This window comes from Aeromonas sp. MaB10011B (genome assembly GCF_017939325.1).
Classification (GTDB): domain Bacteria; phylum Pseudomonadota; class Gammaproteobacteria; order Enterobacterales; family Aeromonadaceae; genus Aeromonas; species Aeromonas caviae.
Genome location: NZ_JAGKRK010000040.1, coordinates 57,481 through 71,612 on the forward strand (window position 1 = coordinate 57,481; position 14,132 = coordinate 71,612).

At 61.4% G+C, this 14,132-nt stretch carries 11 protein-coding genes; 7 read left to right on the plus strand and 4 right to left on the minus strand.

The window, feature by feature from the left end:
- Nucleotides 1-107: 107 nt before the first annotated feature.
- On the minus strand, nucleotides 108-1,007 hold the full coding sequence (locus J9893_RS11735; RefSeq protein ID WP_052815263.1) for a DMT family transporter: 900 nt from the start codon (nucleotides 1,005-1,007) through the stop codon (nucleotides 108-110).
- 521 nt (nucleotides 1,008-1,528) lie between these two features.
- Here J9893_RS11735 and J9893_RS11740 point away from each other — a divergent pair.
- A complete protein-coding gene (locus J9893_RS11740; protein WP_328222580.1) occupies nucleotides 1,529-3,049 on the plus strand; it encodes an alpha-amylase family glycosyl hydrolase in 1,521 nt (506 codons plus the stop codon).
- 25 nt (nucleotides 3,050-3,074) lie between these two features.
- Here the strand turns inward: J9893_RS11740 and tnpA are convergent, their stop codons facing one another.
- Nucleotides 3,075-3,479 (minus strand): IS200/IS605 family transposase, encoded by a 405-nt coding sequence (gene tnpA, locus J9893_RS11745; RefSeq protein WP_103261846.1) that lies wholly within the window; start codon nucleotides 3,477-3,479, stop codon nucleotides 3,075-3,077.
- A 57-nt stretch (nucleotides 3,480-3,536) separates the two neighbouring features.
- On the opposite strand from tnpA, the gene J9893_RS11750 reads away from it, so the two are divergent.
- From J9893_RS11750 to J9893_RS11775, 6 genes are all read left to right on the plus strand, one after another.
- Entirely contained in the window at nucleotides 3,537-4,763 is a 1,227-nt protein-coding gene (locus tag J9893_RS11750; protein ID WP_143237454.1) for an RNA-guided endonuclease TnpB family protein, read from the plus strand.
- A 144-nt stretch (nucleotides 4,764-4,907) separates the two neighbouring features.
- Nucleotides 4,908-6,356, plus strand: a complete 1,449-nt coding sequence (locus J9893_RS11755; RefSeq protein ID WP_232048251.1) for an alpha-amylase family glycosyl hydrolase — start codon at nucleotides 4,908-4,910, stop codon at nucleotides 6,354-6,356.
- 797 nt (nucleotides 6,357-7,153) lie between these two features.
- Nucleotides 7,154-7,789, plus strand: coding sequence for a YitT family protein (locus J9893_RS11760; protein ID WP_010674548.1), 636 nt, complete (start codon nucleotides 7,154-7,156; stop codon nucleotides 7,787-7,789).
- A 265-nt stretch (nucleotides 7,790-8,054) separates the two neighbouring features.
- Entirely contained in the window at nucleotides 8,055-9,518 is a 1,464-nt protein-coding gene (gene guaB / locus J9893_RS11765) for an IMP dehydrogenase (protein ID WP_010674549.1), read from the plus strand.
- Between the two features lie 84 nt (nucleotides 9,519-9,602).
- Nucleotides 9,603-11,192: a glutamine-hydrolyzing GMP synthase gene (gene guaA / locus J9893_RS11770; protein ID WP_010674550.1), complete on the plus strand. Its 1,590-nt coding sequence runs from the start codon at nucleotides 9,603-9,605 to the stop codon at nucleotides 11,190-11,192.
- Between the two features lie 307 nt (nucleotides 11,193-11,499).
- Complete coding sequence (locus tag J9893_RS11775) at nucleotides 11,500-12,702, plus strand: site-specific integrase (protein ID WP_022579757.1); 1,203 nt, start codon at nucleotides 11,500-11,502, stop codon at nucleotides 12,700-12,702.
- Between the two features lie 84 nt (nucleotides 12,703-12,786).
- Here J9893_RS11775 and J9893_RS11780 read toward each other — a convergent pair whose 3' ends face one another.
- Entirely contained in the window at nucleotides 12,787-13,050 is a 264-nt protein-coding gene (locus J9893_RS11780; RefSeq protein WP_022579756.1) for an AlpA family phage regulatory protein, read from the minus strand.
- A gap of 79 nt (nucleotides 13,051-13,129) precedes the next feature.
- On the minus strand, nucleotides 13,130-14,110 hold the full coding sequence (locus J9893_RS11785; protein WP_022579755.1) for a hypothetical protein: 981 nt from the start codon (nucleotides 14,108-14,110) through the stop codon (nucleotides 13,130-13,132).
- Nucleotides 14,111-14,132: the final 22 nt, after the last annotated feature.

The following is a 14,132-nucleotide window of genomic DNA, read 5'->3' on the forward strand; positions in this document are numbered from 1 at the left end:
GCTGGCCCTGCTGTGGTGTCCGCCGGGGCGGGAGAAACGATGGGGGCCATCTTACCCCAGTTGTGCCCATCTGCCGAGCCATGGGGCCCGACAGATGAGGCTTTGCCCTACTCCTGCGCCCTGGCCGGCTTGGCGTGGCTGGTCACCAGCCAGACCGCGAGGCAGACCACGGCGCCGCCGAGCACGAAGCCGCCGGTGAGGGTTTCGCCAAGCACCAGATAGCCCCAGAGGATGCCGAACGGCGGGATGAGGAAGGTGACCGTGAGGGAGCGCAGGGGCCCGATGTCGGCGATCAGCCTGAAATAGAGCAGATAGGCGAAGGCGGTGCAGAGGAGCCCGACCGCCAGCACGCTGGCCCAGACCCCAGGCTGGGCCCAGTCGACGGCGGGCCCGCTCGTCAGGCTGTAGCCGAAGAAGGGGAGCAGGAAGAGGACGGCCCCGATCTGGCTGCCGAAGGCCACCAGCTTCGCGTCCAGTCCGCCCCGCTCGGTGATCCAGCGCCTCGTCAGGAAGCCAGCGCAGCCGTAGCAGGCGGTGGCGATGAGGCAGGCCAGCACCCCGATGGCGAGCTGACCGCTCAGGTCGACCTCCCCCGTGGTGGTGATGAGCCCGATGCCCACCAGCCCCAGCATGACCCCGGCCCACTTGCGCAAGGTCAGCTCCTCGTGAAAGAAGGAGAAGCCAATGAGGGCCCCCATCAGCGGCGTGGTGGCGTTGAGGATGGCCGAGTAGCCGGCGGGCAGCCAGAGGGCCGCCACGGCGTACATCAGGAAGGGCACGCCGGAGTTGATGATGCCGAGCACCATGATGGCTTTCAGCTTGCCGTGAAACTGCATGGGGGTGCGCAGCAGCAGGAGCATGGCGGCGAGCCCGACGAGGGCGAAGAAGACCCGCAGGAAGGTGGTGTTGATGGAGCCGAACGCCGGCGCCGCGATGCGCATGAACAGGAAGCTGGCGCCCCAGATGGCGGCCAGCGCCAGCAGCCTCCCATAATCCGATGGTCTCATCGTCTCTCCTTGAATGAGCCGCCCGGTGCCCGGGATGGCAAGGGCGGCCCTGCATCATGGCGGCAAGAGCCCCCAATGGCAACGGCGCCGTGCAGAGCGCTGATCCTACCCCCCGATACGGCCGTCACGGGGAGCGCCTCTCTATCCTGGGAAGTTCGACCCCATGCCCAGAAATGAAAGCGCTATCAATCACATACAGCTTATTTCCTGGTCTATGGCGGTCACATTTCGCACCTTATGGCCACGAATCGACCACGGCGACTTCTAGACTGGTCGGGCTCATCTGAAGGCGGGACGTCGCGGATGGGGGAATGCCGGGGCACACCGGCATCACACACAACACAATGAAAAACAAAGGACTATCAATGGCTAGATGGATACTCGTGGCCGGAATGTTGGGGACCATGATCACGCCGCCCGGGATGGCGGCGGAGTGGTTCTTCCGGGGCACCGCAAATGGATGGGCGGCGACCGCCATGGCGTCGACCGACGGCGTCAATTTTGAAACCTGCTAGCGCTTCGTGAGCGGCGACGCCAGTGGCGGGCCGCGCTTCAAGATAGACAGGTACGGCAACTGGCAGCAGAGCTACCCGGCGGCCGACTACGGGGTCAATGCCAACACGGCGTACCAGATCCGCATCAACGCCACGACCCAGGCGGTGAGCACGACGGCGGTCGCCAGTTGCGAGGCCTCGGGGTTTGCAAGCACTCTGCCGCAGCTCAATGTGCGCGGCACCTTCAACGGCTGGGCCAGCCTCCCCATGACCCTGATAGGGGATCACCTGTGGCAGGCCGAGGCCTACATGGATGGCAAGGCGAGCCAGCGCCTGAAGTTTGATCAGGCCGGCGACTGGGCCATCAACTTCGGGGACAGCAACGGCGACGGCGACATCTTCTGGAACGGCACCGGCACGGTGCGCATCCAGGTCAATGACCAGACCCTGGCCTACAGCATCGTGCCGCTTGGGGATGACAACCAGCCGCCGCTTGCGGTCATCACCCCGGGGGGCACGGTGAACGTGGCCCAGGGTGCGGCGCTCACCCTGAGCGGCAGTGACTCCACGGATCCCGACGGTCAGATAGCGAGCTATCTGTGGAGCAGCGGCGAGACCACGGAGAGCATGGTCGTCAACACGGCACAGACGGGCACCTTCACCTATGGCCTCACGGTCACCGACGATCAGGGGGCCAAGGGCAGCAGCAGCGTGAGCGTGGTGGTGGCCGCCGGACAGAGCGGCGACAGCTGGTACTTCCGCGGTACCCCCAATAACTGGGGTCTCACCCCCATGACAACCGAGGATGGCACCACCTTCTGCACCGAGCAGGCGTTTGGCAGCAGCAACCCCCGCTTCAAGATTGACCACAAGGGGGACTGGACCGAGGCCTATCCTGCCCAGGATTACCTGGTCAGCGCCAACACCCGCTATCGCATCTGCTTTGACAGCCAGCGCAAGGTCGTTGAACTCGAGACCCTGGCGGGGGCAGATGTGCAGGCCCCCACGGTGACCGCTACCCCGGCGCCGGGGAGTTATGTGGACAGCCAGTCCATCACCCTGGGAGTGAGCGACGATCAGGACGCCGCCCCCGCCGTGCATTTCACCACGGACGGCAGCCAGCCCACCACGGCGTCGGCCTGTTATGCAGGCCAGCCCCTGGTGGCGAACGACAAGGGGAGCGGCACGGACCTGGTGATCCGCACCCTCGCGGTGGACGAGAGCGGCAACCAGCGGGAGCAGCGCTTCGAGTACCGTATCGGCGAGCAGGGGGTGGCGAGCGGCGATTTTCGCGCCGAGAGCATCTACTTCCTGCTGACGGCCCGCTTCTATGACGGCGATGCCGGCAACAACTACCATAACCGGGATCGCTACAAGGCGGGGGATCCCCAGTGGCGTGGCGACTTCAAGGGTTTGATCGCCAAGCTCGACTACATCAAGGATCTCGGCTTCACCGCCATCTGGGTGACGCCGCCGGTGGAGAACCGCTCCGGCCTCGACTACCACGGCTACCATCTTAAATGCGAAAGGGGACTCCCTCCGACGTAGGTGGGAGGGGAATTTCGCCGGGGCGTCAGCCCCGCTGGTTTTGAATGTATTGCTTGATCACCTCTAACGGCGCACCGCCGCAAGAGCCCGCAAAGTAAGAGCGTGACCAGAGTACGGGTTTGCTGTAAGCACCCCTCAAGTCCAGAAATTCATTACGCAGTCGCCTTGATGTGACCGCCTTTAACGAGTTCACCAGCACCGATAGCTGCACTGTTGGGCCGTACTCTATCAGCATGTGAACATGATCAGCCTCTCCGTCACACTCTTTCAGTTCCGCACCAAAATCTCTGCAAACCTCTGCCGCACACTGACCGAATGAAGCGTGATGCAGATCCCCCAATATCGGCTTTCGATACTTGGTGATAAACACCAAATGTACGTGCAAAACGTAGGTCGCATGGCGTGATTTATTAATTTTAGTGAATTGCATTCTGTCACTCAATCGGGCTTAATAGATATGGCAATAATGCTACACACTGAGCGCTAAATGCAAATTCTGAAAGCCTACAAGTTCCGACTCGAACCGACCGCCCAACAAGCGCAACGCCTGCGCCAGTTGGGCGGTTGTGCTCGTTATGTCTGGAATCACGGGCTGGCAGAGACAAAGCGCATTCTGGATGCTGGCGAAAAACTACCTTCTGCCTTTGAGCTGAACCGGATGCTCACCAGTTGGAAGAAAGACCCAGAAATGGCCTTTCTGACCGAGGCATATACCGACAACCTCCAGCAGAAACTCAAAGACTTGCACGGCGCGTGGATGCGCTGCTTTGATAAAAAACTCGCCGCCAAGGCTCCCGTTTTCAAGAAGAAAAGCGACAACCGCGACTCGATCCGCTTCGTCAACTTTGACAAGTATTGCCGCCTTGAAAAAGGTCGCGTGAAGCTGCCTGCCGGGCTGGCGTGGGTCAAGTTTCGCCAGTCCCAGCCAGTTGAAGGAAAAATTAAAAACGCGACCGTCAGCCAAGCAGCCGGGGATTGGTATATCTCCTTTCAGGTCGAGCAGGAGACGTCCGAGCCAATTCACCCCTCCGGCTCAATGGTCGGGCTGGATGCGGGGATCGCCAAGCTCGCAACCCTGTCAGATGGCACGGTGTTTGAGCCCGTCAACAGCTTCAAAACCAATCAGACCAAGCTGGCAAGGCTCCAACGCCAGTTGAGCAAAAAGGTAAAGTTCAGCAGCAACTGGAAGAAACAAAAAGCCAAGATCCAGCGGCTGCACTCACATATCGCCAACACCCGCCGCGATTACCTTCACAAGGTCACAACGACTATCAGCAAAAACCACGCGATGATCGTCATTGAGGATTTGAAGGTTGCCAGCATGTCAAAATCAGCAGCGGGCACGACCAGTCAGCCGGGGCGCAACGTCCGGGCAAAATCAGGGCTGAATCGTTCGATATTAGATCAGGGCTGGTTTGAGCTGCGCCGCCAGCTCGAATACAAGCAGGCATGGCGAGGTGGTCAGGTGTTGGCGATAAACCCGGCCTACACCAGCCAGCAGTGCGCCTGTTGTGGGCATACTGCGAAGGATAACCGCCAGACGCAAAGCCAGTTTAAATGCGCTGCGTGTGATTATGAGGCGAACGCCGATGTGAACGGCGCTCGCAATATTTTAGCGGCGGGACACGCCGTTTTAGCCTGTGGAGGCGCGGTGCAATCAGGCCGCCCGATGAAGCAGGAACCCGGTACTGCGCGAGCAGCTATCACCCAGTAATGGGGATCCCCCTCCTGTGACGCGAAGCGCTAAGGTGGGGGAGGATGTCAAGCCTACGACTTCTACCGGGTCGATCCCCGTCTGGAGTCGCCGGGGGCGGGTTACCGGGAGTTCATCCAGGCGGCCCACGCCAAGGGGCTCAAGGTGATCCAGGACGTGGTGCTCAACCACTCGAGCCAGTACGGCCTGCGCGGCAAGACCTGGATCGATCGCCTGCCCGTCAAATACTACGTACCGGCGGGGTCGAGCCAGGGACTCATCAACAATGGTCCCTATCAGGGCAATCTTGGGGACTACGCCAGTGCCAACCGCTGTGACGACGACAACCCGGCGGCTCCCGACTGGTACAAGGCCCGCTGCCAGTCGGATCCGGCGGGCACCCAGCCCCTGGTAGATCCCAAGACCGGCGCCACCGTGCCGAGCGCAGGCTACAACCCCAACCGCTTCTTCGGCATCGACGCCCAGACCCTGGATCCCGCCTGGTATCACCTGGACGGTTTCATGTCCGGCGGTGACTGGGAGAGCCCGCTTGCCCTGCAGCGCAAGCACATGGCGGGGGACTGCATCGACTTGGCCACCGGCAACCAGAACGTCAAGGACTACCTCAACGGCGCCATTCGTCAGTACCTCGACATGGGGGTCGATGCCATCCGTATCGATACCTTGAAGCACATCGAGCGGGACGAACTGCTGACCTATGTCCACGACTGGCAGGCCCACAAGCCGGGGCTGTTCGTCTTTGGCGAAAACCTGGTCAAGGGCACCGGATGGGGCTCTGAGCTGGCCAACGACAATGCCTCGGCGGTGATCCGCCCCTGGTGGTATACCCGCACCACGGCCAACCCGGCCAATCCCCGTGCAGGGGGCGATTCCGGCCTCTCGGTGCTGGACTTCTCACTGTTCTCCACCTTCCGTGACAACGTCGCCCGGGGGAACTTTGGCGGGGTAGGGGGGATCTTCGCCATGGACTGGGTCTATGGGGATGCCACCAAGCTCATCACCTTCTTCCAGAACCACGACGTGGGGCCGGACAACGACTTCAAGTACCGCTACGGCGGGGAAGAGGGCAATGCGGCCATGACCTACAACCTGCTCTGGACGGCGCGGGGGATCCCGACCCTCTACTACGGGGAGGAGGTGATGTTCCAGGCGGGCAAGCCCCAGGACATCGACGGGGCCACCATGACGGTGGATCAGACCGGTCGTGCCTACTACGGGGAGGTGCTGGACAACCCCGCCACCCCGAGCCACCCGCTCTATCAGCACATCAAGCGCCTGAACCAGATCCGCAAGGCGGTGCCCGCCCTGCAAAAGGCGCCCATGAGCCAGGTGAACGAGTGGGGGAGCGGCATCAGCTTCGTGCGTGATCTGAGCGCCCAAGGGAGCTACGCCGCCGTGGGCCTTGCGGCCAACTCGGCCCAGCAGATAAACCTGAGTGGCCTGAAGAACGGCACCTACACGGACGCGGTAACCGGTGCGAGCCAGAGCGTCAGCAACGGCAGCCTGAGCTTTGCGGTGCCCGCCTATTCGGCGCGGGTCTGGGTACTGAACGGCCCGGGCAAGGTCGGTGCTGACGGCAAATACCTCAAGTAAGGAAGCCCTGTCACAGGGAGCAGCGAGTCGGCCTTCGGGCCGACTTTTTTATTCTGCCTTCTGCCTATGCCTGAATGGATGCCCCATCCTGATGGGACTCTGGCTGGGGGGGCTGGTGGATGGGCAGGCCTGTGGACTCGCGACCAGCACGCTCATGGGAAGGGGGCTAGAGGGAAGGGAAGTAGTGCATCCGCCGCTCGAGTCACTTCATGCTCTGCATATTGCAGTGCTCGTGGCAGTGAGCAAAGCGGTGCCCATGTCGCCTTTGCGCCGCGGTGCAAGGCAAACTGTGCCACTCGGTTGATCTATATTGGTGCAATTGCACTTTATTGGTGCGCTCCATCCACATCCGCCCCTGGAGCCCGCCCCGAAGAAACACGCCGTATGGCCCTCGGGCTTACCCCATGACAGGCATCATCCATGCTGAAAAGCGGCATCGTATCGACATGATCTGCCGAAAAAACGGGCTGTGAAGGGGATACCACGAGGCCTTTCTCGGTGACTCGGGTAAACATGCTGCGCCACTGTGATGGCCGATCACTGAAGTGGTGCATTCGATCTGCACATTGCGCATTTATCAGAATTTAAATCCGATTATTTATGGTATCGCGGACTCTTGTTTTGATTGGCGCTCTTTTTGCTGTGCCTTGTCATCCCCACGATGGCGACATAAGGGGGCGGGGGACGCAAGATTGGGGGGTGGGGACGGCAAGGTGAACGGGCCGCCGCCATCAGCCCCAACGCGGCCTGGTTGTCGGGCAACGGATGCCACCATCACATCGGATCTAAGGAGTCATATGGAAGGTGAAATGACCATGCAGCCAGCGGCTGCGGGCAGGGGGCTGGCCCATACCCTCAAGGACGATGTCTACGGCATGGTGCTCGGGGTCATGTTTATCGCCGTGGGGCTCAATCTGCTCAAGTGTTCCGGCATGATCACCGGTGGCATCGCGGGCATCGCCCTGCTGATCGCCCATGTCAGCACCCTGCCCATCGGCGTGCTCTTCTTCCTGGTGAACCTGCCCTTCATGGTGTTCTGCTACGTCACCATGGGGCGCGCCTTCACCCTCAAGACGCTGATCGTCAACGTCGCCCTCTCGGCGGCCACCCAGGCGGTGCCGCTGCTGCTAACGGTGAGCTATGTCCATCCCCTGTTTGCCGCCCTGGTGGGGGGAACCTTCCTCGGCATGGGGGTCTTGTCTCTGGCGCGCCACAATGCCTCCGTGGGGGGCACCGGCGTGGTGACGCTCTGGCTGCAACGGCGCACCGGCATCAATGCGGGAAAGAGCCAGATGGTGCTGGATGTGCTGGTGTTTGCGCTCTCTCTGCTCACCCTGCCGCTTCCCCTGCTGCTCTGGTCAACCCTGAGTGCGCTGGCCATGAACGCCATGCTGATGAACTGGCACAAGCCGGGCCGCTATCAGGGGAACTGACCGCCGGTCTGGCTGACGGCTGTGAGTGGAAAAAAGGTCGTTCCGGGAGACTGGCGGCAGAAAGGGGCTCAACGGCAAAAAAGATCATCTTGTCGGGAAAAACGGCATGGTTACGGCTGAATTTATTGGTTTTTTGCCCTGTTGGTGGCGTTAAATCGGGCTACGCCATAAAAAATTCAAAAAACTTCTTTACCACTGCCCAATGCATGAGTAAAATTTGTCGGCAATATTTTACACCCCCACTCCTCAACGGTGAGATATTGCCATGCTCAGGATTGCCAAAGAAGCGCTGACCTTCGACGATGTACTGTTGGTTCCAGCCCACTCCACTGTTCTCCCCAATACCGCCGACCTGCGTACCAAGCTCACGTCTGCGATCACGCTGAATATCCCGATGATCTCCGCTGCCATGGACACAGTGACCGAAGCCCGTCTGGCTATCGCACTGGCCCAGGAAGGCGGTATCGGCTTCATTCACAAGAACATGTCCATCGAGCAGCAGGCTGCCGAAGTGCGCAAGGTCAAGAAGTACGAGAGCGGCGTGGTCAGCGACCCCGTTACCGTGCGCCCTGACATGACCATCGCCCAGATCAAGGAGCTGAGTCACAAGAACGGTTTCGCCGGTTACCCCGTGGTGACTGACGGCAACCAGCTGGTGGGCATCATCACCGGCCGTGACGTGCGCTTCGTCATCGATCTCTCCCAGACCGTCGAACAGATCATGACCCAGAAAGATCGTCTGGTGACCGTGCGTGAAGGGGCCCCTCGTGAAGAGGTGGTGGCTCTGATGCAAAAGCATCGCATCGAGAAGGTGCTGGTGGTCAACGGCGACTTCAAGCTCAAGGGCATGATCACCGTGAAGGACTTCCAGAAAGCCGAGCGCAAGCCCAACGCCTGTAAAGACGAGCGTGGCCGTCTGCGGGTCGGTGCCGCCGTCGGTGCCGGTGCCGGCAACGAAGAGCGCGTCGCCGCCCTGGTGGAAGCCGGTGTGGACGTGCTGCTGATTGACTCCTCCCACGGCCACTCCCAGGGCGTGCTGGATCGCATCAAGGCGACCCGTGAAGCCTATCCTGACCTGCAAATCATCGGCGGCAACGTCGCCACCGCCGCTGGCGCCAAGGCGCTGGTGGAAGCGGGTGTCAACGCCGTCAAGGTCGGTATCGGCCCGGGCTCCATCTGTACTACCCGTATCGTGACCGGCGTGGGCGTGCCCCAGATCACCGCCATCTCCGACGCCGTCGACGCCCTGGAAGGCACCGGCGTGCCGGTGATTGCCGATGGCGGCATCCGCTTCTCCGGTGACGTGGCCAAGGCCATCGCCGCGGGCGCAAGCTGCGTCATGGTGGGCTCCATGTTTGCCGGTACCGAAGAGGCGCCGGGCGAGATCGAGCTCTATCAGGGCCGCTCCTTCAAGTCCTACCGCGGCATGGGCTCTCTGGGTGCCATGTCCAAGGGCTCCAGCGACCGTTACTTCCAGACCGATAACGCCGCCGACAAGCTGGTGCCGGAAGGGATCGAAGGGCGCGTGCCGTACAAGGGCCGCCTCAAAGAGATCATCCACCAGCAGATGGGCGGCCTGCGCTCCTCCATGGGTCTGACCGGCAGCGCGACCATCGACGACATGCGCACCAAGGCCGAGTTCGTGCGCATCTCGGGCGCCGGGATGAAAGAGTCCCACGTTCACGACGTGACCATTACCAAAGAAGCCCCCAACTACCGGATGGGCTGATGAAACGGGGCTCTACGCCCCGTTTTTCCACCCTTTTTTTATCCCGTGCTTTTTGTGACAACATCAGCCTGATGCAGGAATAAAATGACTAAAGACATTCACGCCCACCGTATCCTTATCCTGGATTTCGGTTCCCAGTACACCCAGCTCATCGCCCGTCGCGTCCGTGAAATCGGCGTCTACTGCGAGCTGTGGGCCTGGGATGTAACCGAAGAGCAGATCCGCGAGTTCAACCCGAGCGGCATCATCCTCTCCGGCGGCCCGGAATCAGTGACCGAGGCGGGCAGCCCGCGCGCCCCCGAGTACGTGTTCAACGCCGGTGTGCCGGTGTTCGGTATCTGCTACGGCATGCAGACCATGTCCGAGCAGCTCGGCGGCAAGGTGCAGTCCTCCAACCTGCGTGAATTCGGCTACGCCCAGGTCGAAGTGCTGGGCCAGTCCGGCAAGACCAGCGCCCTCTTGCGCAACATCGAAGACGCCATTGCTGACAACGGCAATGCCCTGCTGGATGTCTGGATGAGCCACGGCGACAAGGTCACCGAGATCCCCGCCGGCTTCACCACCATCGCCCAGACCGCGACCTGCCCCCACGCCGCCATGGCCGACGAAGCCAAGCGCTTCTACGGCGTGCAGTTCCACCCGGAAGTGACCCACACCCGTCAGGGTGCCCGCATGCTGGAGCACTTCGTCAAGGACATCTGCGGCTGCGAGTGCCTCTGGACCCCGGCCACCATCATCGACGACGCCGTTGCCCGCATCCGCGAGCAGGTGGGTGACGACGAGGTGATCCTGGGCCTCTCCGGCGGCGTGGACTCCTCCGTGGTCGCCATGCTGGTGCACCGCGCCATCGGCGATCGCCTGACCTGTGTCTTCGTCGACAACGGCCTGCTGCGCCTGAACGAAGGCCAGCAGGTGATGGACATGTTCGGCGATCACTTCGGCCTGAACATCATCAAGGTCGACGCCGAAGAGCGCTTCCTCTCCGCTCTCGCGGGTATCGACGAGCCGGAAGCCAAGCGCAAGACCATCGGCCGCGTCTTCGTCGAAGTGTTCGACGACGAGTCCAAGAAGCTCAAGAACGCCAAGTGGCTGGCCCAGGGCACCATCTACCCGGACGTCATCGAATCCGCTGCCAGCAAGACCGGCAAGGCTCACGTCATCAAGTCCCACCACAACGTCGGCGGCCTGCCGGAAGAGATGAAGATGGGGCTGGTGGAGCCGCTGCGCGAGCTGTTCAAGGACGAAGTGCGCCGTGTCGGCCTCGAACTCGGCCTGCCCTACGACATGCTCTACCGTCACCCCTTCCCGGGTCCGGGCCTGGGCGTGCGCGTGCTTGGCGAAGTGAAGAAAGAGTACTGCGACCTGCTGCGCAAGGCTGACGCCATCTTCATCGAAGAGCTGCGCAAGGCCGACCTCTACAACCAGGTCAGCCAGGCGTTCGCCGTCTTCCTGCCGGTGCGCTCCGTCGGCGTCATGGGCGATGGCCGCAAGTACGACTGGGTCATTGCGCTTCGCGCCGTCGAGACCATCGACTTCATGACCGCCCACTGGGCTCACCTGCCGTACGACTTCCTCGGCCACGTGTCGAACCGCATCATCAACGAGATCAACGGCATCTCCCGCGTGGTGTACGACGTCTCCGGCAAGCCGCCCGCAACCATCGAGTGGGAGTGATCCGGCGTCTGGCACTGGCTGGCATCTAGTAGCACTAAAACACACCTAAGCCCGCGTCACTGCGGGCTTTTTTGTGATTTCGTTCAGCACCGCCTGGCAACATTTGGCATCGCCAAGCACCGTTTTTTCATGGCATGATGGATGGCATTGAATGCTTCTATGCCATGAGAAGTCGCCAATACCATGCAACCACCTTGCGGATGTTCATGGTATCGAATTTGTGTAAGACGATGATTTAATTGTTGTTTTACGCCAGGATGGGCCGGTTTTCTGATCATGGTATTTGAGCTGAATCAGGGCGAGAACCATGTTGACCGATACCAAGCTGCGCAACCTCAAGCCGAAGGACAAGCTCTACAAGGTGAATGACCGTGACGGCCTCTATGTAGCCGTCACGGCCGCCGGAGCGATCTCGTTCCGCTACAACTACTCGATCCACGGTAGGCAGGAGACCATCACCTTCGGCCGCTACGGTGTCGGCGGCATCACCTTGGCGGAAGCCCGCGAGCGGTTGGGCGAGGCCAAGAAGATGGTCGCGGCCGGGAAGTCACCGGCCAAGGAAAAGGCGCGGGACAAGGCCCGCGTCAAGGACGCGGAGACGTTCGGGGCCTGGGCGGAAAAGTGGCTGCGCGGCTACCAGATGGCCGACTCCACCCGCGACATGCGCCGCTCGGTCTACGAGCGCGAGCTGAAGCCGAAGTTCGGCAATCAGAAGCTGGTGGAGATCACCCACGAAGACTTGCGCGCGCTGACCGATGCCATCGTCGAGCGCGGCGCGCCGGCGACAGCCGTGCATGTCCGCGAGGTGGTGCTCCAGGTCTTTCGCTGGGCCATCGAGCGCGGCCAGAAGGTCGAGAACCCGGCCGAGCTGGTGCGCCCGACGACCATTGCCAAGTTCGAGCCGCGCGACCGTGCGCTGACGCCCGACGAGATCGGCCTGATGTACCAGTACATGGAGCGCATCGGCACAGCGCCATCCATTCGGGCGGCGGCCAAGCTGCTGCTGTTGACGATGGTGCGCAAGAGCGAGCTGACTAACGCGACATGGAGCGAGATCAATTTCAGCGACGCGCTTTGGACGATCCCGAAGGAGCGGATGAAGCGGCGCAATCCGCACCTGGTGTTCCTGTCCCGGCAGGCGCTGGACATCTTCATTGCCCTGAAAACCTTCGCAGGGGGATCGGACTACGTGCTTCCGTCGCGGTATGACTCGGATTTACCCATGAGCAGCGCCACGCTCAACCAGGTGCTGACGCTGACGTATCGGCTGGCGCAGAAGGAGGGGCGGTCGCTCGCCAAGTTCGGGCCACATGACTTGCGGCGCACGGCCAGCACGTTGTTGCATGAAGCCGGCTACAACACGGACTGGATCGAGAAGTGCCTGGCACACGAGCAGAGAGGCGTCAGGGCCGTCTACAACAAGGCCGAGTACCGCGAGCAGCGCACGGCGATGTTGCAGGACTGGGCGGACATGATCGACGAATGGACGCTGAGACGGCCGAAGGTGTAAACCAGACGAAGGCAGGTTAGGCAGCGCCGCCTGAGCATCGAGGCATGGCCTCGGGTTTCATTGACACTTGAGGGGCGCAGCGTTTTAGCCGCTAAAAGGGGCAGCAGAGCCGCCGGCCACGGCAGACGGAGTGAAGCCAGGGCGCATGGCCTGAGTGCCCGACGACTTCCGCGCCTCTATCCATTCCTCGACCTCGGCCAAGTCCCAGGCGACGTTTCGGCTGGTGAGTGCGATCCGGCGCGGAAACTCCCCGCGCTGCTCCATGTTGAAGATCGTGCGCTCAGACAGCGGGATCATCGCCAGTAGCTTCTTCCGATTGATGAGCGTCTTGCTTGTCGTTGCCTGCATCCCCTGGCCTCTTTCAGTCACTTGCGAACATGTGCCTGATGGTGCCTGGCAATGCGGATTGTTTCGTCCTATTAGTTGGTCAATTAGGTTGACGCCGTGAGCGCGGCTTTGTACTCAAGCGGAACATTGCGGGGATCGCCGCCAGCGCCTTCGATACCGCTTGGCGCTCGATGCCGAGCTTTCGCGCAATCTCCGACTGATTGAGTCCAGACCACTGGAGCATCAGCATCTGCTTTTTGCGATCCGATAGCTTCGAGTCCACCATCAGCCGTGCTTGATTGCGCAGCTCTGCCTTGTCCGCCGGCTGTAAGGTTTGGCCCGCGACATAGTGGAAGAAGTAGCTGTCAACCAGTTGATCGCCCGATTTCACTTGGGCAGTGGCCGGCTTCGCGCATTGCTGGTTGAGTCTCGCCAGTTCGAGGTCGAATTGCGCGAGGGATCGCCTTGCTTGTCTGTAGACAGGGTTCCATGCGCCGCTCGGCAATTTAGGCCGGTGATCCAGGCAATACAGGCTGCTTAGTCGAAGCTTTTCCTCTGGATCGTCCGCCTTCGGATCATCGCTCCCGCCGGCGAATGAGGTCAGCTCGGCGAGTGATCCGCAGAACCGGCAGAACCCCTGGAGGCGTTCGCCATTCAGTCGGGTGTCGCGCACCTTCGACTTCACCGGCCGTTTGCAGGCGCAGTCCCATACAAGCCCAATCAACGATTCGAGTGTCGCAACAAACCGCCGATCTCTTGGCGTCTGCCTATCCTCCGTTTTGATGAACTGGCGCAGCAACTGCCGCTGCATGCGAACCATCGCATCAAGTCCAACCAGTCGAATGATCCCGCTGAGGCCCACCCCTGTCCCTGCTCCGGGGATATGGCCCAAGTAGCGTTGTGGCAGCGTCGCCGTGTACGCAGCCACGGCGGGGTCAATGAGTTCCTGTATCAGCCCAACGATGGGGTAGCGCCGCGAGGAGGCGGAATACGGCCGCCAGCGATCCTCAAACTGCTCGATGGCTTCCGAGACAGTGGGATCGCAGCCTTCCCAGATGACAATGGTTGGATCGTTCTTCATGTCAACCATTTTGGACAACTAA

Coding starts and splice junctions, on each gene's coding strand:
- J9893_RS11785 (WP_022579755.1), bottom strand. CDS start 14,110: ATGAAGAACGATCCAACCATTGTCATCTGGGAAGGCTGCGATCCCACT.
- J9893_RS11750 (WP_143237454.1), top strand. CDS start 3,537: ATGCAAATTCTGAAAGCCTACAAGTTCCGACTCGAACCGACCGCCCAA.
- guaB (WP_010674549.1), top strand. CDS start 8,055: ATGCTCAGGATTGCCAAAGAAGCGCTGACCTTCGACGATGTACTGTTG.
- J9893_RS11735 (WP_052815263.1), bottom strand. CDS start 1,007: ATGAGACCATCGGATTATGGGAGGCTGCTGGCGCTGGCCGCCATCTGG.
- J9893_RS11760 (WP_010674548.1), top strand. CDS start 7,154: ATGGAAGGTGAAATGACCATGCAGCCAGCGGCTGCGGGCAGGGGGCTG.
- guaA (WP_010674550.1), top strand. CDS start 9,603: ATGACTAAAGACATTCACGCCCACCGTATCCTTATCCTGGATTTCGGT.
- tnpA (WP_103261846.1), bottom strand. CDS start 3,479: ATGCAATTCACTAAAATTAATAAATCACGCCATGCGACCTACGTTTTG.
- J9893_RS11775 (WP_022579757.1), top strand. CDS start 11,500: ATGTTGACCGATACCAAGCTGCGCAACCTCAAGCCGAAGGACAAGCTC.
- J9893_RS11780 (WP_022579756.1), bottom strand. CDS start 13,050: ATGCAGGCAACGACAAGCAAGACGCTCATCAATCGGAAGAAGCTACTG.